This window comes from Pseudomonas sp. JL27(2026), from assembly GCF_056933555.1.
Window position 1 is genome coordinate 3,484,686 of the sequence record NZ_CM167794.1, and the last position, 20,090, is coordinate 3,504,775.

25 protein-coding genes and 4 pseudogenes are annotated in these 20,090 nt (G+C 55.9%); 11 read left to right on the forward strand and 18 right to left on the reverse strand.

Going from position 1 to position 20,090, the window contains the following annotated elements; all coding sequences use genetic code 11:
* The 4 genes from AC1Z1G_RS15910 to AC1Z1G_RS15925 form a co-directional block, all read right to left on the reverse strand.
* Positions 1 to 453, reverse strand: a complete 453-nt coding sequence (locus tag AC1Z1G_RS15910) for a hypothetical protein (RefSeq protein WP_483621009.1) — start codon at positions 451 to 453, stop codon at positions 1 to 3.
* 173 nt (positions 454 to 626) lie between these two features.
* Complete coding sequence (locus AC1Z1G_RS15915; RefSeq protein WP_483621010.1) at positions 627 to 1,055, reverse strand: SMI1/KNR4 family protein; 429 nt, start codon at positions 1,053 to 1,055, stop codon at positions 627 to 629.
* Between the two features lie 190 nt (positions 1,056 to 1,245).
* On the reverse strand, positions 1,246 to 1,452 hold the full coding sequence (locus AC1Z1G_RS15920; protein WP_483621011.1) for a YceK/YidQ family lipoprotein: 207 nt from the start codon (positions 1,450 to 1,452) through the stop codon (positions 1,246 to 1,248).
* A 131-nt stretch (positions 1,453 to 1,583) separates the two neighbouring features.
* The gene (locus AC1Z1G_RS15925; RefSeq protein ID WP_483627871.1) at positions 1,584 to 2,315 is read right to left on the reverse strand and encodes an MFS transporter; all 732 of its coding nucleotides are present in this window, start codon (positions 2,313 to 2,315) and stop codon (positions 1,584 to 1,586) included.
* Between the two features lie 191 nt (positions 2,316 to 2,506).
* Between AC1Z1G_RS15925 and AC1Z1G_RS15930 the strand changes: the two genes are divergently transcribed.
* The gene (locus tag AC1Z1G_RS15930) at positions 2,507 to 3,367 is read left to right on the forward strand and encodes a LysR family transcriptional regulator (protein WP_483621012.1); all 861 of its coding nucleotides are present in this window, start codon (positions 2,507 to 2,509) and stop codon (positions 3,365 to 3,367) included.
* 117 nt (positions 3,368 to 3,484) lie between these two features.
* On the opposite strand, the gene AC1Z1G_RS15935 is transcribed toward AC1Z1G_RS15930, so the two are convergent.
* Complete coding sequence (locus AC1Z1G_RS15935) at positions 3,485 to 4,372, reverse strand: LysR family transcriptional regulator (RefSeq protein WP_483621013.1); 888 nt, start codon at positions 4,370 to 4,372, stop codon at positions 3,485 to 3,487.
* A 132-nt stretch (positions 4,373 to 4,504) separates the two neighbouring features.
* Between AC1Z1G_RS15935 and AC1Z1G_RS15940 the strand changes: the two genes are divergently transcribed.
* Positions 4,505 to 5,491 carry a zinc-binding alcohol dehydrogenase family protein gene (locus AC1Z1G_RS15940; protein ID WP_483621014.1) on the forward strand — a complete coding sequence of 329 codons (987 nt, stop codon included), beginning with the start codon at positions 4,505 to 4,507 and terminating at the stop codon, positions 5,489 to 5,491.
* Positions 5,492 to 5,508: 17 nt separating this feature from the next.
* Positions 5,509 to 5,994 (forward strand): YybH family protein, encoded by a 486-nt coding sequence (locus AC1Z1G_RS15945; protein WP_483621015.1) that lies wholly within the window; start codon positions 5,509 to 5,511, stop codon positions 5,992 to 5,994.
* 97 nt (positions 5,995 to 6,091) lie between these two features.
* Here the strand turns inward: AC1Z1G_RS15945 and AC1Z1G_RS15950 are convergent, their stop codons facing one another.
* Entirely contained in the window at positions 6,092 to 6,436 is a 345-nt protein-coding gene (locus AC1Z1G_RS15950; protein WP_483621016.1) for a cupin domain-containing protein, read from the reverse strand.
* A gap of 821 nt (positions 6,437 to 7,257) precedes the next feature.
* On the opposite strand from AC1Z1G_RS15950, the gene AC1Z1G_RS15955 reads away from it, so the two are divergent.
* The gene (locus tag AC1Z1G_RS15955; RefSeq protein ID WP_483621017.1) at positions 7,258 to 7,608 is read left to right on the forward strand and encodes a hypothetical protein; all 351 of its coding nucleotides are present in this window, start codon (positions 7,258 to 7,260) and stop codon (positions 7,606 to 7,608) included.
* 878 nt (positions 7,609 to 8,486) lie between these two features.
* Here the strand turns inward: AC1Z1G_RS15955 and AC1Z1G_RS15960 are convergent.
* The 5 genes and pseudogenes from AC1Z1G_RS15960 to AC1Z1G_RS15980 all read right to left on the reverse strand — a co-directional run bounded on the left by AC1Z1G_RS15960 (position 8,487) and on the right by AC1Z1G_RS15980 (position 10,946).
* Positions 8,487 to 9,113, reverse strand: a complete 627-nt coding sequence (locus AC1Z1G_RS15960) for a LysE family translocator (protein WP_483621018.1) — start codon at positions 9,111 to 9,113, stop codon at positions 8,487 to 8,489.
* A gap of 140 nt (positions 9,114 to 9,253) precedes the next feature.
* Positions 9,254 to 9,501 (reverse strand): annotated as a pseudogene (locus tag AC1Z1G_RS15965) (hypothetical protein); the annotation flags it as partial.
* A 45-nt stretch (positions 9,502 to 9,546) separates the two neighbouring features.
* Positions 9,547 to 9,738: a hypothetical protein gene (locus AC1Z1G_RS15970; protein ID WP_483621019.1), complete on the reverse strand. Its 192-nt coding sequence runs from the start codon at positions 9,736 to 9,738 to the stop codon at positions 9,547 to 9,549.
* 396 nt (positions 9,739 to 10,134) lie between these two features.
* Complete coding sequence (locus tag AC1Z1G_RS15975) at positions 10,135 to 10,377, reverse strand: hypothetical protein (protein WP_483621020.1); 243 nt, start codon at positions 10,375 to 10,377, stop codon at positions 10,135 to 10,137.
* A gap of 398 nt (positions 10,378 to 10,775) precedes the next feature.
* Positions 10,776 to 10,946, reverse strand: a complete 171-nt coding sequence (locus AC1Z1G_RS15980) for a hypothetical protein (protein ID WP_483621021.1) — start codon at positions 10,944 to 10,946, stop codon at positions 10,776 to 10,778.
* 52 nt (positions 10,947 to 10,998) lie between these two features.
* Between AC1Z1G_RS15980 and AC1Z1G_RS15985 the strand changes: the two genes are divergently transcribed.
* The gene (locus AC1Z1G_RS15985) at positions 10,999 to 11,529 is read left to right on the forward strand and encodes a GNAT family N-acetyltransferase (protein ID WP_483621022.1); all 531 of its coding nucleotides are present in this window, start codon (positions 10,999 to 11,001) and stop codon (positions 11,527 to 11,529) included.
* A 101-nt stretch (positions 11,530 to 11,630) separates the two neighbouring features.
* On the opposite strand, the gene AC1Z1G_RS15990 is transcribed toward AC1Z1G_RS15985, so the two are convergent.
* Positions 11,631 to 11,792, reverse strand: a complete 162-nt coding sequence (locus AC1Z1G_RS15990; protein WP_483621023.1) for a hypothetical protein — start codon at positions 11,790 to 11,792, stop codon at positions 11,631 to 11,633.
* Between the two features lie 756 nt (positions 11,793 to 12,548).
* Between AC1Z1G_RS15990 and AC1Z1G_RS15995 the strand changes: the two are divergent.
* Positions 12,549 to 12,779 (forward strand): annotated as a pseudogene (locus AC1Z1G_RS15995) (hypothetical protein); the annotation flags it as partial.
* A 220-nt stretch (positions 12,780 to 12,999) separates the two neighbouring features.
* Positions 13,000 to 13,650 (forward strand): hypothetical protein, encoded by a 651-nt coding sequence (locus tag AC1Z1G_RS16000; protein ID WP_483621024.1) that lies wholly within the window; start codon positions 13,000 to 13,002, stop codon positions 13,648 to 13,650.
* 182 nt (positions 13,651 to 13,832) lie between these two features.
* Here AC1Z1G_RS16000 and AC1Z1G_RS16005 read toward each other — a convergent pair.
* The 3 genes and pseudogenes from AC1Z1G_RS16005 to AC1Z1G_RS16015 all read right to left on the reverse strand — a co-directional run.
* Positions 13,833 to 13,946 (reverse strand): annotated as a pseudogene (locus AC1Z1G_RS16005) (hypothetical protein); the annotation flags it as partial.
* Between the two features lie 47 nt (positions 13,947 to 13,993).
* Complete coding sequence (locus AC1Z1G_RS16010; RefSeq protein WP_483621025.1) at positions 13,994 to 14,530, reverse strand: hypothetical protein; 537 nt, start codon at positions 14,528 to 14,530, stop codon at positions 13,994 to 13,996.
* Positions 14,531 to 14,935: 405 nt separating this feature from the next.
* Positions 14,936 to 15,967, reverse strand: a complete 1,032-nt coding sequence (locus AC1Z1G_RS16015) for an IS110 family RNA-guided transposase (RefSeq protein ID WP_483620722.1) — start codon at positions 15,965 to 15,967, stop codon at positions 14,936 to 14,938.
* A gap of 515 nt (positions 15,968 to 16,482) precedes the next feature.
* On the opposite strand from AC1Z1G_RS16015, the gene AC1Z1G_RS16020 reads away from it, so the two are divergent.
* The 3 genes and pseudogenes from AC1Z1G_RS16020 to AC1Z1G_RS16030 form a co-directional block, all read left to right on the forward strand.
* The gene (locus AC1Z1G_RS16020; RefSeq protein ID WP_483621026.1) at positions 16,483 to 16,842 is read left to right on the forward strand and encodes a hypothetical protein; all 360 of its coding nucleotides are present in this window, start codon (positions 16,483 to 16,485) and stop codon (positions 16,840 to 16,842) included.
* Positions 16,843 to 16,892: 50 nt separating this feature from the next.
* The gene (locus AC1Z1G_RS16025; protein ID WP_483621027.1) at positions 16,893 to 17,579 is read left to right on the forward strand and encodes a phytanoyl-CoA dioxygenase family protein; all 687 of its coding nucleotides are present in this window, start codon (positions 16,893 to 16,895) and stop codon (positions 17,577 to 17,579) included.
* Positions 17,580 to 17,612: 33 nt separating this feature from the next.
* A pseudogene (locus AC1Z1G_RS16030) lies at positions 17,613 to 17,729 on the forward strand (LysR family transcriptional regulator); the annotation flags it as partial.
* A gap of 74 nt (positions 17,730 to 17,803) precedes the next feature.
* Here AC1Z1G_RS16030 and AC1Z1G_RS16035 read toward each other — a convergent pair.
* From AC1Z1G_RS16035 to AC1Z1G_RS16045, 3 genes are all read right to left on the reverse strand, one after another.
* Positions 17,804 to 18,133: a DHCW motif cupin fold protein gene (locus AC1Z1G_RS16035; RefSeq protein WP_483621028.1), complete on the reverse strand. Its 330-nt coding sequence runs from the start codon at positions 18,131 to 18,133 to the stop codon at positions 17,804 to 17,806.
* A gap of 93 nt (positions 18,134 to 18,226) precedes the next feature.
* Positions 18,227 to 18,601, reverse strand: coding sequence for a tautomerase family protein (locus tag AC1Z1G_RS16040; RefSeq protein WP_483621029.1), 375 nt, complete (start codon positions 18,599 to 18,601; stop codon positions 18,227 to 18,229).
* Between the two features lie 6 nt (positions 18,602 to 18,607).
* On the reverse strand, positions 18,608 to 18,943 hold the full coding sequence (locus AC1Z1G_RS16045) for a carboxymuconolactone decarboxylase family protein (protein WP_483621030.1): 336 nt from the start codon (positions 18,941 to 18,943) through the stop codon (positions 18,608 to 18,610).
* Between the two features lie 108 nt (positions 18,944 to 19,051).
* Here AC1Z1G_RS16045 and AC1Z1G_RS16050 point away from each other — a divergent pair, with 108 nt between their 5' ends.
* Positions 19,052 to 19,939 (forward strand): LysR substrate-binding domain-containing protein, encoded by an 888-nt coding sequence (locus AC1Z1G_RS16050; RefSeq protein WP_483627873.1) that lies wholly within the window; start codon positions 19,052 to 19,054, stop codon positions 19,937 to 19,939.
* Positions 19,940 to 20,090 lie beyond the last annotated feature (151 nt).

Below are 20,090 nucleotides of genomic sequence, written 5' to 3' on the forward strand. Positions count from 1 at the left end.
TCAAGGCGTAATCTGATAGCCCTTACCCTGAAGGCAACTGGTGTAAGCCGTTGAGCTGGTCGAGGCACTGGTTTTCTGCTGTGCCCGGCGTTCCTGACGCTGACGCGCACCGCCCACTACCGCCCCGGCCGCCGCCGTTTCCTTTGCGCGATTCTGGCGGTAGTCCTGCTTTACATCATCGTCGATGCGATCATAAATCTCGTCATGCTGACGTCCACGCACCTGCGCCCCAACCGCCCCGGCGGTTGCCCCGACAGCGGCGCCACGCAACCTTCCCCCGACGGGCGGCGGCGCCGAGGCACTCTGGCTGGCCGCCACGTTATGACAGTCGTTGATGTCCTGCTGGATTTGTTGCGAACTTTGCCCCTTCATGGGAACAACCGTTTCAGCCCATGCCTGGGTAAGGGAAACCGACAATGCGACGCACAGACTCATGGACGACAACGTGTTCATGACCACCTCCGACAGGGCTTTGGCACTCTGCGATAGCGCAGGGCTGGATAGGGAGCCAACGACTTCATGCACCACAAGACAGGACTTGGCTCAAGGCAACCGACGCAAGGGTAACGTTAGCAACATTTGATGCGGGTGCCGGGTGTCGCCTCCAACGATTGCAACCAACCGGCCTACTCTCCCCACAAGCCAACGAAGTCATCAAAGTGACTGGCAATAAAGCAGGAACTCTTCGAACCCGGATCAAATGCCTCAACAGCAATAGGGTACATATCAAAGTTCAGGCAGATCAGATGGCCACCTGCATCCCGTGCAATGGGCACCCATCTCGCGGGAAGCCCCGGCACTGCACCTGCCCTTGAGTACCATGACAAGGTATAGGGCCTTACATCGGGCGAGAATGCAAAGAACTCACTGATGCAGGTTACGGTGTCGCCATATACAAATGCTGCTATCTCTGGAGACGCTTCATCGGCATAGGTGACCAAATCCAGGTAGGCCTCCGGAAACTTGACCTTCAGTAGTTTCTCTACCTGGAAGATCGTATCTGCATCAACGGATGAGCCCTGCTCGATGCCAAAAGAACTCCACTCAACGTTCATGCCTGAATCCCCCTTCTCTTTTGTAAATAAAGAAGCAACAACCAGACCGGTAGTTTTTACGAAACCACCGTCGCAGGTTCAATTCCAGCCATGAATGCCGGCACCGCACCCGGCCAGAAGACTCCCCGAGGCAGACGAGAACACACCGGCCCAGTCCCCCCTGCCTCAACCTGAACAGGCAGCGCCAAGATCAGAGCCAGCAAAAAGGAAGCGAGGCTGTATCAGCCACAAACGTGAATGGCAGGTCGATAAGGGCCAGCGGCCCTATGAACTGGGCGAGCTGATACTCAACTTCTATACCGTCATAGCAGTCGTACGAACCCTGCGAAACCGCGCCGAGCCAAGCGCAGCCGCTCAACGGTGAAAGGGTGAGTACCAAAATCAGCTTCCGTAGCACGCCATTTCCTTATTACTTTTCCATTGTATTTTTCATAGACGCTATCGCGAATAGTTAGTCACCCCCTTGCAACTTCCCACTGTGTCCTTCGACTGCCGGCCGTGCAGCAAGGTCGCCGCCAAGCTTTACAGTCACTGTTGAGCATGAACGGCTTTGCCCGAACGAAAGACCCAACAGCTCGCCGCCACTAGCACCCATGCGGCAATACCGCTATACAGCATCACCCAGCCAAACCCATGCGCCAAAGCTGCGTTGGCGACATCGACTGGAATCGTAGCCCCCTGGCCAGTCTGCCCCCACACAGCCGAGTTACCGGCTGAAATACTCTGCGCCAGCAACCTCAGTTGCACATCATCGGCCGAGCCAGATAGCTGGTTGCGCAGGGAAGACAGGATGCCTTCCACCAGGATGAACCCCATCAGCGCGATATTGATTGCAAGACTGATCATACGAGCACTGATATCGATGCCCGATGCCATGCCAGCACGTTCACTGGGCACCGATCCGGTGGTGGTATTGGTAACAGGCGTGTTGGTCAGTCCCAGCCCAACCCCGGCGATCAGGCAACCTGGAAGCATCGTCAGCCAACCCAGTGAGGTCATGCCGAAAAGCACCAGGCTAATGACAAACACTCGCTTGCGCCCATACCGATCCGCCAGAGTGCCGGCGGCCATCAACACCGTGGTGCAGGCGATGGTGTAGGCATTCATGATCCATTGCATCTCTTTGAAATCGCTGCGCAGAACCGATTCAAGAGTGGGCAGGATTGCCGGCACACTCGAGATTTCCAGGCCAAACATCAGCGAGGACAAGCAAACGGCAGCTATTGTGAAAACATCTTTTTGTGAAGAAGAAAATGGCATCGCGATCTTCCAGATCAAATTGATGGGCACTGGCAAGACCGCCCTGAACACCGTCAGAGGGGAGACGCAATAGCCTCGCCAGCGTCACCAGGCGCACGTCCAAGTGACCGGCCGCATTCTGGAAGTAATTAAAAATGACAGAAATGATTTAATTTCGTAAGTTTCATTAATTCTCATCATGAGTTGACTTAATGGACTTCGACCCCGCCCTGTTGCGTGCTTTTGTTGCGATCAAGGAGACCGGTAGTTTCACTCGTGCAGCAGAGCGGCTGCACTTGAGCCAGTCAGCGATCAGTCATCAGATCCGCCGTTTGGAGGAGCAGGCCGGTACTACGCTAGTGGTGCGTACCACCCGGCGTTTGACGCTGACAGAAGATGGCGAAGACTTTCTGCGCCATGCCGAACACGTCCTCAAAGCACAGGACGCCCTCTCCCGGCGCTTCGAAACGTCATCGGTAACCGGGGCCGTACGCTTCGGTGTGCCAGAAAACTTTATCGGCGACGGCCTGCCGCCGTTACTGACTCGGTTCGCCAGACAATTTCCCGCCGTACGGCTGGATGTAACCGTTGGCACCTACCTGGATCTACGCGCGCTGGTCGACGCCGATGGACTCGATCTGGCCGTGGTCATGGCATTGCCAGGCAGCCAGGCCGGCGGCACCGTGCTTCGCGAAACCCGGTTTGTCTGGGCCGCGGCGCAGAGTTTCGACTTTGCCGGCGATGCCCCTTTGCCGCTGGCGTTTGCACCAGCGCCCTGCGTGCACCGCCAAGTGGCCGTAGAGGCATTGGAGGGTTCCAGCGTGGTTTGGCGAGTCGCCTTTACCTCTCCAAGCCAACAAGGACTGCGGGCGGCGGTATTGGCGGGGCTTGCCGTCACCGCTCTACCGCTGGATGACCTAGAGCCCGGCATGGTGGTGGTTGACGGTCAATATGGCCTGCCACCGCTGGTGGATGCTGATTTCAGGCTGATATGGAGTGTCACTGGTAAGACGCCTGCGGCCAACGCATTTGGGCAACTGCTGGTGGAAATGCCTGAATCGCCATCGGTCTAGAACAACCTGACTGCGATTGGCATTCCAGGATAAGCACCCTACTGATTGCGAATGCATACCATGGGTTGTTCCGGTCAATCGTGACAGTCGAAAAACGCCGCTCACACGAGCCGCCACTTACAGCGAGGCAACCGATACCTCGGCAAGAAACCCCAGGTGTTCCTGCGCAAAGTCCAGATATGCCCGGACAATGGCGGACGGATGGCGATGCGACGGATAGAGCAGGTTGATCTGTTGTTCGGGTAGCGGATGCTCCGGAAGCAGCACCCGTAACCCTCCTTCCCGGATGGCCTTCGCCGCCAGAAAAGGGGGTAGCTCGGTGACCACATCACCCGCCAACGCACGACTTCGCAGGTGGGTGTAGTCGTTAGTGCATAGTTTGGCCTCTGGCTTGAAAACCTGTCCTCCCAAGAGCCATGTTGCATCGGTGCCCTTGCTCCACGTCGCGCAGGGGTAATCGTGCAAGGCCTCCACGGTATCGGGTACACCCAACCGCTCAATCAACCTCGGGCTGGCGACGAGGACGTGACGATACGTCAGCATATGGCGCGCGATCAGGGTCTCGTGCTCGATCATGCCCACGCGCAGCACCACATCGACACCGTCTTCGATGAGATCAATGCGTCGCTCAGTGGTGTAGACACTGAGCTGAATCTGTGGGTATCGGCCCTGAAAGCCTGACAACACGTCCCACCACGGCTCAAACGACGGCGGCAATGACAACCGTAAACGCCCCTTCAATTGCGCCTGATCACTGACCACGGCCTGCTGGCCCTCAAGCAGCGCTTCAATGCCACGGCTGGCGTGTTCGTATAGTCGTGCGCCCGAATCAGTGAGCTTGGTGCCGCGCACTGAACGCTCGAGCAATTGCACCCTCAACTGCTGCTCAAGCTCACGAATCCGGCGGCTCAGTGTCGGTAGCGGAATGTTCAGGCGTTCGGCCGCGGCCGACAGGCTACCGGTCTGCGCCACACTCACAAACATTCGAATAGCGTTCAAGTCCACAGGGAACCCCTCTCATATTTGAGATGAAGCCTATCCCCTATGCTTATTTTCTTCCAGATACGAGCGGCAGATAGTGCATACACCTGCTTGAAGACCCATGGTTCAAGCAATCACGTGCCTGAGGAAACAATCATGAAAGCTTATGTCATTGAACAACCGGGTGGCCCACAAGTCCTGCAACTGCGAAACATCCCCTCGCTTGAGCCGACATCGGACGAAGTGCAGATCCACGTTCGGGCGTTTGGCCTCAACCGTGCAGAGACTTACCTGCGCGCCGGCAAAATGGGCGAAATCACCGCACCACGGGTGCCCGGTATCGAAGCCGTGGGCGAAGTCATCCACGACCCCGCCGGTGTATTCCGCCCTGGCCAGCGTGTGGCTACGGCCATGGGTGGTATGCAGTTCAGCCGCAACGGCAGCTATGCCGAGCAGGTGACGGTTCTACGCAGCAACGTGGTCTCGCTGGACGGTACTTCCCTGTCATGGGAAGAGCTCGCCACGCTGCCAGAAGCGTACCTCACCGTCTGGGGAGCGCTGGACAAGAGCCTGGCGATTCAGGCAGGTCAAACATTGCTGGTGCGCGGTGCCACCGCATCGGTTGGCCTGGCCGCCATCACGTATGCCAAGGCCCGCGGATTAAGCGTGATCGCCACAACGCGCACGGCTGCCAATAGCCAACGCCTGCGCGAAATGGGAGCTGATGAGGTGATTATCGACAACGGTGACATTGCTCAACGTGTGCGCGATATCGCCCCCCACGGGGTGGATGCCGCCCTCGAAGTGATCGGCGCCGCGACACTGCGCGACACGATCAAGACCCTGCGACCGTTCGGTGCGGTGAGCGTTATTGGCCTGCTGGGCGGCCCGCCGGTACTGGAGCAGTTTCACTTGATGCAGGACCTGCCTGCCGGGGTACGCCTGAACTTCTTCCCCAGCGGTTTGTTCGGAACACCGGCGCTGCCATTACAGGACACACCACTGCAGTGGCTGGCAAGGGAAGTCGCAGCCGGATCGATACCCTCCATCCGCAGCCAAACCTTTGCCTTTGATGAGGTTCCCAAGGCACATCGCTTAATGGAAAGCGACCGTGCACTCGGCAAACTCGTCGTCCTGCTTTGAAACCAAGGAGCCTCGCCGTGAGAACTGCATTGATTGCGCTGACGTTCAGCGCCCTATTCCTGCCCGCAACGGTAATGGCCGCAAAACCCGGCGCTGACACAGACGTGAATACTGCCATCACCGAGCAACTCAACCGCTATCAAACCGCACTCAATACCAGCGACATAGACCGGGTGATGAGCCTGTACACGGACGATGCAGTGTTCATGCGACAAAACAGCCTCCCGGCCGTGGGCCGCAGCGCTGTGCAAGCGGCCTATCGTCAGGTGTTCGACGCGATCAAACTCGATGTGCACTTCGCAATCGATGAGATCCGGCCGCTATCACCAGACTGGGCATTTGCCCGTACGCGGTCCAATGGAACGGTCACAATGTTGAACGGCAACCAGCCAGCCAGGCCCGAGGGCAATCAGGAAATGTTCTTGCTGCATCGAGAAGCTGATGGTCAATGGCGTTTCGCGCGCTACATATTCTCAACTACCCAGCCACCCAGGCAGCCATGAACGCCAGACCCTGCTGATGCAAGGAGACGAAACCAACTGAAGCATGCCCCGTTGGGCCGTGTGTCAGGCCCGACTGTGTTGGAGGTCGGGCCTGGACTTACTCTTGCCTGACAATGTCGACCGATATCTCCACTGCCGGAATCGTTCCTCTGTTCTCAAGCCAGTGTGTGGTGTTCCTATCCTCGGGCCAGCCCACTCCCGGCCCATAGTCCGTGGCGACTCCGTTTCGATGGTCAGTGATCGTTCCTTGCAGTATGTACACGGTGCCTGGCCTGTCCTTATGGTTGTGAATCGGCCCAAAGACGCCTTCAGGCTCGATGGTCACCATACGCATTCTAAGTTGGCGCCCAGCCATGCCCTCGATCTCAGGGCCGAGGTCAACCGTTGCAAGTAACTTCACCGCAACACCTTTTGTCTCAGGTGCCACCTGTTCATTGCTCATCATGCTCTCCTCTCGGTACAGACAGGGCCAAACTAGGGTCTGTACGAGAAGTCGCCGAGTGGCGATCAGGCAAGGCAAAAACAGGCGAGGAAGCGGAGTTTACGGGGTGTAAATGAGCATTCCGAGCCTGTTTTTAACGCAGCATGATCGACACGCAGGCAGTTTTCGTACAAAGCCTAGAAGTAGAGACCCTGAACGGTGTGATCACATGCACTTATCAGGGTATGTAAACATGAACAAAAACAGGGGCTGCAGCACAGGCGTTGGTCAATGCGAACTGACCGCCAGGCATGGCGTCACCTTCACAACCAAAGTAAGCGGAGAGCGGATTACCGCCTGACCTGCCCTTCAGCGACTACGCAGAGGGTAGACACAGGTGCGCAATGGCAGCCTGAGCCATCTCAATCTCGGCAATGGCATCTTGAGCATGATCGGCTTTTACCCAATTAAACCGGGGATCGCCAATCACTGCGCCAATTGACTTCCTGCACAGTTCGTCGGGCTCCAGGCCATGTCGGCAAGCCACAGCCATTACCGTTCTTAGCGCTATCTCAAGCGCAACCACTCGATCTTCACTCATGACGCAAGCCTCTGTGTAGAGCACTAAGCGTAGACCAATCCCCACTTCAATGAATCACGCCACCGCCTCCACATACGAAGGGCGGCGCCTGGCTGCATCATTGGAATACCCCTGGTCACTCTCAACAATCCACAATCCAAATGGGATGACGAGTGGACCTACACCTCATCGCCAAGGTATTGACGCCAATCACCCGCAAGGACGAAATTACCGCTGGATAAAGGCTACCAGAGGAAGAGAAATGGCCAATATCACCGTTCTAGCCGGAGACTTCTTGCAAGGAGAAGCAAGCTATCAATCGGGAATCCTCGCTCTTAACACCCTCCTCAGCCATCCCGTCAGTATCCCGATTGCTTCTATTGAGACTATTGAAACTGCGTGTGTGGAATCAGTGAAGAACGCCAGGGATGCCATTGGACTTGGAATCGCTGGGGCAATGCTGTTAGGCCCGGTTGGCGCTGTTGCCGGTTATCTGATCGCTGGCGAGGAAACAGAAGTTACATTCATCGCGACATTGAAAGATGGCAGAAAGCTGCTTGCTGTTGCAAAAGATGAAACCTACAAGGACATAAAGAAGCGCAGGCAAGGATGAAACCCTCTCAGGCTATCGCCAATTATTGTGATTTCAGCTGATGGCGTGTTCCTGATGCGTCATCAGCGTCGCTCGCCACTCCCATGTCCTGTCTGCCGTCTCCCCCCAACCCAAACAGCGGCTGTGGTCCTGCGGCCTGTAGTGGTCAACTAATCCCGGACACGACGTTAAGTGTTTCTCGGCCAAACGCTGACTTTAGCATCGGCCTTATCGTCTGCGTACAAAGAGGTTGATCACTCTATGATTCGATGAGTCCAAGGCTGACAATGCCTTGGACGTCAGTATTCCAGGCAAGGGCAATAATGAAAAATCATGCAACGCGCTATGTGCTATTTGTTTTGACGCTCTCAGTATTGTGTGAGCCAGCACAAGCATCAGCGTGGCTGATTTGCGGTATGGAGCTACGTATCACTGATGTATTGACGCAACCATATCCACAGCTACAGGCCCAAGTCCTGAAAGTAAATCCAACATCAGCCACGGCAGAATGTCCAGTGGAAGGGGCGACTATCACTTTCACCCCAGAAACTACTGACTACCAATCCCCGCTCCCACGCCGACGGTGGCCCAATAAAGGGCAGTCAGTGCATGTTAACTACCGGTATTTGGATGGCCTATGTAAAGGAGATGGCAATGACTACCCATGCCGTATCAAGCACTACCCATTAGTCAGTCGGTAAATGAAGTCAGTTGTCAGCCAGGCTGCCTACGAGACGTATCTGCGTTGCGCCAATATCCATACGAACAGCGCCAACAGTACCGGGCGGATGCCAGGCATCAGATCAGAAAGATACGTCGAATCGGCACCCGCCTGGCGGTTTTCCCAGCGAAATCCGGGACCGCCAGTGTGCGTCCCTGCAAGTGGCGGGCACCATGTTCTATTTTTGGCTGAGCGCCGCGATCGATACCCCCGACGCCACGAACGTCAGCCCTGCTCCCACGTTCAGACCATTCACGAGTCGTGGCCGCTGGCGTAAAAAGCCGGAGAGTGCCGTGGCGAAGACGCCCATGAGTGCGAATCCAACTGCCGTAAGTATGGCAAACCATGCGCCGTACACCAGCATCTGGATACTCACTGAGCCGCGGTGCGGGTCGACAAACTGCGGGATGAATGCCAACACGAAAAAGCCCGGCTTGGGGTTCAGTGCTGCGGAACAGAAGCCTGTCAGGAAAATGCTTGGCAGGGATTGTCGAGTGACCGGATGAAAGCTAAGCAGGCTACGAGAGCGAAGCACCTTGATACCTAGCCAGAGCAAGTAGCCGGCACCGATAAGCTTGACGACCCAGAACGCGGTTGCGGAGGTCTGTATAAGTAGCGTCAGCCCTAACGAAGCGGCCGTCACATGAAAGAGAATTCCTGCGCCGGATGCCAGCCCCGATAAAATCGCGGCTGTTTTCCCCTGGCTGAGCCCACGGCCCACGGCCAACAAATTGTCCGGACCTGGGGCAAGTACCAGAAGCAGGCATGCTGCGGTATAGGCAAGCCAGACATCGATTGGAAACACGGTGTTTATCCTTGAGCGTGACCGAGGCATCCAGCCTTAGGTAGCACAAACTGTAGCAGATGGTTTTGCACCAAGGGAGTCAGCAAAGGGATTTGAATGGTTCGGTACTGGAACGAGACAGCTACGGTGAGTTTCGTGTCGTCGGGAATGCCCGGAACCACCCCCTGTGCGGTGATCTTGAGCCTCTTGTCGCCCTGCTTGATGAGGCTGTTTTCTGGAAATTCTGGCCGATGACGTCGAGCAGGATGCCTTGGGCGGTCTGCTCGGAGGCCATTTCAGCTGGTGCTCCAGCACCAGGTACGTACTCGCCAAGGATGATGACGGGCAGGCTGAACCCTGTGATCATCTCCAGAACCATCGCGGCCATTTCGTTATAGAAGGTGGCCATGGTGGCTCCAGATGTGAGAAGCCCAGCGCGATGGCTGGGCTTTGGTTATTTTCTGTTTTCCATCATCTTGTCGGCAAGAGTTTTAGCCCGTTCAATCAACAGGTTTTGCCTGTCTTCGTGAGTGGCCTCTCCCACAACCGGTGCAGTCAGATTACTTTCCGCAATCAACGCAGCGCAGAAGTATTGATCCCAAACTCTTTGCTCCGACACCGGTTTGTTCAGTTGATCGGCGTCCATATACGGCTCCTTCTGATGAGGTAGCACCGCTATTCTACGCCCGGATCGCGAACAACCCGCGCCGCTGGAGATAGTCGGCAAACTGATCAGGTCCGTAACACTCGCGTAGTTTTCGGCGCCTGGCTTGCCGGTACCTGGCTGTGGTTGAAATGCTTGGAACCCCCTTCCCCGGCTCTGCCCGTCAATGCCCCATGCAGGCAGCGGACAACAGGGCCTGCGATGTGACCGTGCATCAATCGGAAACGGTAGGCCCAACCTGAGGACATCGCACATTGCTGATGCTGCAAACCCAGGTCGCCGCCAGTAGCGGGCCTGGGAATTTCACAGATGAACCTTGGTGGCAGGGTGTCGCGGGGAAATGATCGAAGAGAAGCGCAGATGGGAGGTCAGAGCGGGTTAATCGTCTCTATCGTCGCGATCGCGATTGCGTTCATACCCCTGATCATTGTCACGACGATCATATCTGCGGCCATGCCCTCGATCATCGTCATAGTCTCGGTCATACCCTCTGTCGTATCCACGACCATGATCATAACCCCGGTCACGACTGTACCTTTCTCCGTCGTCCCAGTGAGGTCCGCAGCCTCCCAGCAGGAGAGAACCGGAAATGGCCATGAACATTATTAGTGCACGCTTCATTTGAACGTCCTGAAAGCAAAGGTCGGCGATATGACCGTAAGGCAGCTCAATGATTCACTGGTGAGATGCAGCAGCCCGACAAAATGACCGTGGGTTACAGAGCGCCCTTGGAAAGTTACAGAACACTTTACTTTCTCGAGGACAATAAAATGTATAGCCAGCCCAGCGGCCATGCAGGTGGAAGACAGGCCTGGCACGTTGATTTCGTTTTCTGCTCTTGCTTGAAGCGGGGGAAGTCGCCGCGACTGGATCGACGCTGGAGCCGACCTGATAGGCCTGCCCTTCTTTAGTCACTCGAATGAACCAGACGACTGGAGCAATACTTTCCCCGCGCTCATCCTTTGAATGTTTCCTGACAAGGATTCGCCCAAAAACACCACTCTCTCCAACGCTAACCACTAGTTCGAGAGCTGCCGTCCAATCACTCGATTCGATAATTTCGTGACCCCTTCTACACCGGCAGCAAGGTCGCTTACTGCCTTGGCGATGGGGCTATCCAGATCGGTCTGCGCCTTGTTAATGTCTTGGCTCATCGGAGGAACGTGGCGCAGCCGGATTACGTTACTCATCTGCTAAACCTTGTGCCACGATTTGGCACATCCGAACCTTTGGAGAAAAACGATGCAATCGCTACCCATCTCTCCGTCAATTATTGGTGAGTCACTTGAGCTGCGCCCACTAGAAGCTGATGACTTCGAATCGCTGTACAGCGTTGCATCCGACCCCCTGATTTGGGCTCAGCATCCAAGCCCATTGCGCTATCAAGAACCCGTTTTTCATGAGTGGTTTAACGAGGCACTTGCTTCAAAGTCCACGCTTATCGTTATCGACCGCAGCAACAACCAGGTGATTGGCTCCTCTCGCTACTACGAGTTCGATGAAAAAAAACGAGAAGCCGCTATCGGATACACCTTCCTGGCTCGCGACAAATGGGGAGGCGGAACCAATAAAGAGTTGAAAGACTTAATGCTGACTCATGCATTTCAATGGGTGGACACGGTTTGGTTTCACATTGACAGTCAGAACATTCGATCTCAGCGAGCCATGGAAAAAATCGGCGGGCTCCTCTCCCATCGCGCCACTAGACAGATCACCGATCGCACTCAGGAGTACCTGCTCTACAAGATAGAGAGGACAAATCGCTCTGATTGACGCACAAATAAGCTCACCATCCTGACTGTCTCGCTGTGCGCCTGCCCGTCTCATCTCCAATGTCGCGACACGACTTGATAATTAGCGAAACGTGTCGCGACCTACCGCGTCACCTCAAACACATGCCCACGCCTCGCCCAGGCATACGCCACCACGTCGACATGGATCATCACGGTGAACGGATGTACGTAGTGCCCCTGGATCGCCGCAGCGAAATCACCGAATGCGCCGATGGCCATTTGGCAGAACGAGATACTGCGCATCGGTTGGACAACCTGAGCAGCATTGAATCAATCAACGAGTGCTGGCACCACAGCGAACTACTGACCGAACTGTTCGACGAAGAGTGACACTGCCCGGTCGGTGACCGTGCACTTGAGGAGAACCACGAACTTACGTACCTGCGGCGGATCGTCGAGGCGGTGCAGGAAGCGTGCACTAGGAACAGCTACAGATGGGAACGACTTGCGAGCGCACAATCTCATAAACCTCCTCAACACCCGACGAACGGTAAACGAAAACCTTCAAATCGGGGGCTTTCCCCTCTCATTACATATATGTGTGGACCATTCCACTACTCAACGAACGTGAGAGAGGTGCTAATTGATGTCAGGTAAATGTGTATGCCGTTGCTGTAAAGCCAAGTCGGAGGAAGAAAATAATCAGCACATCGTTTCCGGCATAGTCCTCGCTGTAATTGTTGCGGCCATTGCGCATCATTTAGGCATTTGGGTCTTCTGCTGAAACACAGACACAACAACTCGTGTTGACGCTTAACCGATGGCGGCCTTCGGGCCGTCACCGGCCTCCGTCCCCCTTCAAAGTCAGCCATTACAGCGCCATGGCTCTGCGATCAGTCACGGACACGGTACAAAATCCCCCAAGCGATCACAGACAATTGGGATAACGTACTCAAGTAACTCGAAATGACGTGAGTTGCGGAACTGGTTTTCGCCCTTTCTCCGGCGTTCTGCCGACCAACATCCCCCACCACCGCTTCTACTTTTCATACTACTACGCTGCCCTCCCACAGAGGACTCGCGACGCCAAATTCAGACCTGCTCCCTTCCCTGCTGTTCAAGCTCAACGAAAGCCAACTCGCCCTCGAGGCCGCCATCCTGGAGCTTTCAAACTGGGTCGAACAACGCGGCTCGGCCGACGTCGCTGATAACGTGCGTGGAGCCCTGGAGGCGATTGACCAGAATGAGGAGTTCATCAAAATGACGCTCGCGGTGCAGATGACGTCGGAACAGGCCCTGCGTTTTTTTTGCACAACCTGGGCCAAGAGCAGCCAGGAAAGTGCGTCAAAGAGAGCCGCCGCGATTCATCAGCAGGAGAGACAGGTGGATAATATTACGGGGCGCTCTGGCTAGTCCTCCAATCATGCCAAACCATGGTTTTTTTAATGGATGGCCTGTTTGTCGTCATCCCGTTTCCCATTCGCCAACGCACGCCTGCATCAGGAAAGAAATGAAATTCACCGAGGAAATTGGCGCCGCCTTCCCAGCTAGCAATCCAATGCCGTCACTACTGCGGCAGGCCCTTCATTTACTGGAAGAGCATGGCTGTGCCCGGAGACGCCGGGATGGGATTCGCTATATGACCCTGCATCCTGAACCTGAAAATAGCGATATCGCTACTACAGCCTTCTATGTGCCAAATCCCGCCGTTACCGCGTTATGGACCGGAAGTGACGATCCCGAGGTGAATCACCGACTATCGATATTCCTGAGAACCGGTGGCGACGGTTCGTGGGCCGGGCTTTGGCTAGACGACAATGGCCAGCAGCGAATTGTCCATCTAGGGTCGGGATCAGGATCGGATATGCTCTGTGTGTTGGTAGATAACGTCGAAGACCTATTGCGCCTACTGGCTATCGGTTATGACGAACTCTGCTGGCCAGAGCAATTCCCACGAACTCCCGAAGAGGTCTGTGAAAAAAAATACGACGATGACGACTACCCTCCACCGCCCCTTTTGTTCCGAACCTATGTTGAACGGACACTTGGGCTAAACATTCCGGCGAGGGCGTCGGAGCTTATTCCCTGCACTGTAAGTATGGACGCGTTGGAATCGAACGATCCATTCTGGATTTGGCTCAAGCAGGTTAATGGGGAGTGACCGGATTACCAACATGGCTGCCAATGCATGTGACGAGTGGGTAAGGAGTTCGAGCGGTCCACTTTGGGTCCAGGTTGTGTGAAAACGTCAGATTGGGTTTCTATATCGACGCGAGGGGACCGTGCTCACATTTCGCAAACTGATCAAGGCCACGACGTTATCGGGAACAGTTACAACGCCTCCTCATGCGCAACGATCAAATGGTCGACTGCTGTCTGCATGTTGTAACCGACGATCCCCGTGCCGCGAGTCATCATTGAGCGGGCGTCTGGATCGGTCAGTGAGACCTGTTTATCGGCTAGAGCAGAGGAAGTAAATCTGCCCCCTGCTCCAGTTCCTGTTTCTAAAAATTGAAACGCTGGTCAAACACTGCCTGCTCACCCACCGTCACGGTGCATTGGCGGGCCACTTCAACCGGCATCACTTTGCCCAGCAACGGCGCCAGCGACTTGTAGAACACCTTATCGCAGGCGGCGTCTTTGCTGAAGGCTTGGGAGTTACCGTCCGCGTCGGCGGTAATCCGGCAGCCTGCCACCAATTCGGTGGCCAACTCGTTCAATTGCACCGTCTTCGAGCCGACGCCCTGCAACTCGATCAGCTCGTTGCACGCGCCTTTGGCCGGACCTTCCTTGATGGTTTTGGTGAAGGCGACGCGTTGGTAGTCAGTACCAGTGAACAGCACCTGGTCGTTGACCGTTACGCGGTATTGTGAGGGCTTGAAGGCGATGGTTTTGATGCAGAACTGCGTGACAACCGGTTTGCCATTGATCTCAGCTGTGGCCGCTTTGCAGCCTGGGGTGGCCTGGGTGAAGGTGGTATCGGGCGAGCTGACGCAACCGGCCAGTGATAGCAGGCACACACCGAACAGCATTCTTTTCATGGGACTTCCTGTGCTCAAACATACCGCCTCCAGCAGGCGGCTCCGAACACAGATCATACCAGCGACATGGTGGCCAAAGGAGCAGAAAGGCAAGGTGGCCCCAACTCGACTACCGCACCCATCTCAACAGCTGTCCGTATATGGACTCCCCCTCATTGCAAGCCCCGTTGCTTTGGCGCCCGTGCCGACTGCACACGTATATTCGGCCTCTAAATACGGCATCGTTTCGATGCAGGGCCATGATGGGCTATTCGCGCGCCGGCTCCCGATCGCTTTTTCGTGCTTTTCGCACTTGGACATTCGAGGGTTTTGCCGACGCCGGTTCGACCGGTTTGCCATCGTTCAGGTTGCTTCGCAATCGTGGTTAAGAGTTGTTTCTCTCGTAGAACACGTCGGGTAAATAGATCAGGCCGCTGCCTGATTCGGTTGGTAATCAGTGTCGTGACGCAGCATCGCCCAAGCCATGCGTGCAGTTTTGTTGGCCAGCGCAATGGCGGCCACATTGGGATGCGATCGCTCGGCTAAACGAACGGCCCACTGGCTGAGCCGATCCTCTTTGGATTTGGCTGTGCGTAGCGCCGAGCGTGCGCCATGCACCATCAATGTTCGCAGATACGTATCACCGCGCTTGCTGATACCGAGTAGTCGATCCTTACCGCCAGAACTGTATTGCCTCGGTGTCAGTCCCAGCGAGGCGGCAAACTGTCGGCCATTGGCAAACTGACGGGCATCACCGAGAGCGACGACGAGCGCTGTGGCGATCATTGGACCGACACCACGCAGCTGTTGAAGGCGAACGGCGGACGGCTCGTTTGTCGCGATCGCAGTGATCTCGCCATCGAGCTGGCAAATACGCCCATCCAGCGCACGAAGGTCGTCCCACAAACCATCCAGCAGACGACGAAAGCGTGCCGTCAAACCGTTATCCGCATCCCCTAGCCAGCATGGTATTGCACGACGCAGCATCAGCAATTCCTTCGGTGCAACGAGACCGTACTCGGCGACCAGCCCACGGATCTGATTGGCTTTGGCCGTCCGCTGTTCGATTAAGCCGGCCCGGATGCGATGCGTCGCCTGGATATCCTGTTGTTCGATGGTCTTGATGGCGACGAAGCGCATGCTGGGACGGCTCATCGCTTCGCAGATCGCCTCGGCATCGTTCGCGTCGTTCTTGTTGCTCTTGACGTACGGTTTGACGAACTGCGGCGCGACCAGCTTCACCCGAAATCCGTGGGCTTGTAGCTGCCGAGCCCAGTGATGTGCACCGCCACAACTCTCCATCCCGATCTCACAGCCAGGTTCGATCTTCTCCAACACCGTTTGCAGCCAGCGATCACGCGGTAGGCGCTGCCGCCAGACGGGTAGCTCATGACAATCCACGCCGTGGATCTGAAACACGTTCTTGGCCAGGTCGACCCCAATGCGCATAAGCTTCATGTGTGGACTCCTTCTCACTGTTGACTGTGGTTCGCACTTTCAGTCTGGCACTCAAGATGCCGAAGTGAGGAGGAGTCCATCCCATTGCTTTTGGCCGATTTGCGCCAGTGCCGACGGACTGCAATGGGTCGTTTTCAGCCGGTCGCGACAGGCAGAAACCGGCCGATCGTGTTGAAAAAGTCGGTTTTCCCAAAACACTCGAATATTGATGGATGAAAACACCTCTGTTGCACGCGGCTACGTGAAATCCGAGTCCTGAACCTTCTGCCAAAAACTCAGATTTCAATCTCAAACGCGTACTTTTCTGGCGTGGAATTCGAAGCCGACTTTTCAACAGAGTCGGCCGAATTCTGCCGCTGCTGACCGGCAGCTATAGGTCGATTTTGTTGAAAAAGTCGGCCATGGTTTCCGCGGCAAAAAAGTATGCGTCCGAGATTGAAATCTTTACTTTCGGTAGAGACTTCCGGACTCGAATTTCACGTAGCCGCGTGCAAAAAAGGCGTTTTCACTAGTCAATGATCAGGCTGTTTGGGCGGACCGATTTTTTCAACAGAATCGGCCAGGAGAAGACATTTGGTTTATATCTGCTGTTGGTCGTCATAGCTCGGCAGCTCGATGGCGTCGGCTTTCGGCGAAAGGATTTTTCCGAACAAGGTCTTGAGTCCCGGCGCGGTGGCTATCCTCAACACCGCGTGGCCGAGTGCAATGCCAAGACGCGAATGCGGCGATGCCAGTCTGGGAGCGAACTTGGGAATGCTTTGTGCCTGAGCGACGTAAGGCTGTATCAGTTTTTCATAGGCCGCGAAAGCATGGGTGTGGTCGGCATGGCGACCCAGTTCGCCAGCCAGTACATATTGCCCGATGCTTTTGTTTAGTTCCGGGCCGTTCTGCAGGATGCCTTGGTGATAAGGGAATTGAGGAAGCCATGACTGACCGCAAGCAACTCCATCGAGATGGCTACGTGCTGCTCCGTCAAGCGATCCCGGCCGAGTGGCTGGGTGACCTTCGTGCCGTGTTCGATGCGGGCGTGAAGCCATCGGGCCAATGGCCAGTGCCGCGTGGCATGGACTGGCGCCATTCGCTGTTGGACTCTGACTCGAAGGTTCAGGCTGTGTGTCGTCTGCCGGAAGTGCTGGCGGTGGTGGGTGAACTGATCGGAGAACGGTTCTTCCTCTCGCAGGTGGAGGGTCGCGAACCTCTTGCAGGTGGCGGTCAGCAGCAGTTGCACCGCGACTTGTCGGTCCAACGGCCAGGCGACATAGTGAACGCCCTGGCTTATTTCGACGATTACGGCCCCGAGAACGGTGCGACACGTATCGTCCCCGGCAGCCATCGTCCCGAGCTGGGAGAGCCGCCATTCGACTTCAATGACGAGTCCCGGTCTGTGCAGCTTTCAGGCTCCGCTGGTGACATCTTGGTGTTTGATGTCGATTTAGTGCATGCGGGCAGCCTGAATTCAATCGGCACACGCCGTCGCACCATCCTGATTAGCTATTTTTCGGAGCATCTATACGCGTCACACCTGGAAACAGTGAGCCTGCGAAGCATTCGGATGGACACGACCGATCGGTTCGATCCCTCGGATTATGCCTTCGGGGGCTATATAGCCTGACCAGGCTGATAAAGGGCCGCTGGTTGTCGATCAGTGCCCTTCGCCCCGCCCCTCCCCGGCCGAGTGGCTTCCCTGGGGCTGGCTGAGCAGTTCGAACCACGACAACTGAGCATCGTGAGGCGCCGCAATGGCGCACTGAGCAATCCGGCGGATTGGTCAGGAGCCTTTGGGTCCGGTTTTGAACCTAGCCCCCACCAAGTAATAGAAGTGATATTCCCACGGCGCTAATCCACCACGAACAACTTCGCACCGGTTGTGGTGAACGAACGGTGTCCTTCAGCATTATTGCCCACCTGATAGCTCATCCCGGCATTCAGCGTGAACTGGCGGCCGTCCTCCAACTCAGTGTGCAACTGACCTTCCAGGCACAACAGAATGTGCCCTCTCCAACACCAATGATCGGCAAGGTATCCAGGGCTGTATTCAACCATCCGCACACGCGTCGAACCAAACTGGCAGGTTCGCCAATAAGCGGTGCCTGTTTGCCCGGCATGCTTTACAGGTTCAATGGTCGACCAGTCAGTTGTACCGAACGGGATAGCGGTGAGATCCATCGTTGCCTCATCGAAATACAGTGAATGCGAACCGTATCAACCTGGTAATGCTGCCGATAGATACAAAGAGTCCGCATTTACGCAATACAGAGCCTAGTTGCCTCGCCCGCCCCCAAACGACCACTCCTCTGCCGCTGTGGTGGTAATCACCACCATGACATCCTCAGCGTCGATGCCTGGCGCCCGGCCCAGCCTGTCGACCAGGTCGCGATAGAAACGCTGTTTCGTCTCGGTACTGCGCGGGCGACCCGCCGTAATCGCTATCAGCACAAAGTCAGGGCTGCGCGGACCGCCCAAGTAGTCGGGATCAAATATCAGCTCGCCCACTTCGTGCTGGTGAATGACCTGGAAGCAATCGTTCATTGGCACTTCAAAGCGCTCTACCAACGCGTGATGCAGCCCCTGAGACAGGGCATGCAAATACTCTGCTGACTTCCCCCGGTGCAGTGAAATACGTGCAAATGGCATATTTGGCTACTCCTGTAAGGGGACGATGGATGCCCGTAGATCACTCAACAGATTCAGCGCCGATGCGGCGGCTGGCCAGCCTGAATAGAACGCGAGATGAGTGATGACTTCAGCTAACTCGTTGACGCTCAGACCGTTATCCAGCGCACGTTTCAAATGAAACGGCAGTTGCTCCAGTCGATACAACGCAACCAGCGCTGCCACCGTCACCAGACTGCGCTCACGAGCCGGCAGTTGCGTACGCTGCCAGATATCGCCAAACAGAACGTCCTCAGTCAGCTCGGCAAATTTTTGCGCGTACTCACCCTGCTGCTCTCGTCCCAGGCCTACAGATGCATTCATGACGTTTCCCCCTCAAAAGACCAAACAACGGGGGAAAAATATCAAGTCGCGACAATTCCGAATATCAGATTAAATAACGACCATCATCCCGAAATTGTGAACCATCTGATGCGCCGACCCACCTTCGATCTTGATGTACTTCGCACTTTTGTAACGGGTGTGGCGCTCAATAGTTTTGCCAAGGCTGCGGACAAACTCGGCCGCTCGACGTCTGCCGTCAGTGCGCAACTCAAGAAGCTTGAGGAACAGGTGGGCACTCCCGTGCTGTTGAAGTCCGGTCGAGGCCTGGTATTGACACCCGTTGGAGAATCACTGCTCAGCCATGCCCATCGGTTACTCGAACTCAACGACAGCATTTTCCAAAGCCTGCATGAGAGCCAGACGGCTGGAACAGTACGCCTCGGGCTTCAGGAGGACTTTGGGGAACACTTTCTCAGCGAAATCCTGCGACGCTTCGTCAAGAGTTACCCGCTGGTGAGGCTTGAAGTCACGATCGCTCGAAACGCTAAACTGCTTGCAATGATCGACGGTGAAGGCCTGGATCTCGCACTGACCTGGGACACCGGGCATCGGTCCCTCCATTCCACGCGCCTGGGTGAAACACAGATGCACTGGATCGGGGCTCATGACATGCCATCGATAAAAAGCCTTGCCGGCTCTGCGGTGCCATTGATCATGTTCGACGCCCCTTGCGTGCTGCGCAGTGCCGCCACTCAAGCGCTGGATGAAGCACGGATCCCCTGGCGAATCGCGCTGACCAGTCCCAGCGTTGGTGGCATCTGGGCGGCCGTTGCTGCCGGATTGGGCCTGACACTCCGAACCCGCATTGGGCTGCCAAGCCATCTCACCGTCATTTCCGGCTTACCCCCGGTGCCGACCCTGGGCTATGTGCTTCACTTCGGTGGCGAACACCTCACACCTGCCACCAGACAATTGGCGGCGTTGATAGAAACAAGTCTGCAAGAGCAGGCGTTCAGCATCACGGGCATGAAATAATTGAAGGCACTCAAGGCTGATACCTGTCCGTTAAGGTGCAGAAACAATACCCGCCATGGGTTGAATCCACAGTCGATAGCCACCCTTCGCAATCCACCGTTATCGGCCGGCAAACCGTTACACCCATGCCTCTGCTCCCGGCTTGGTGTTA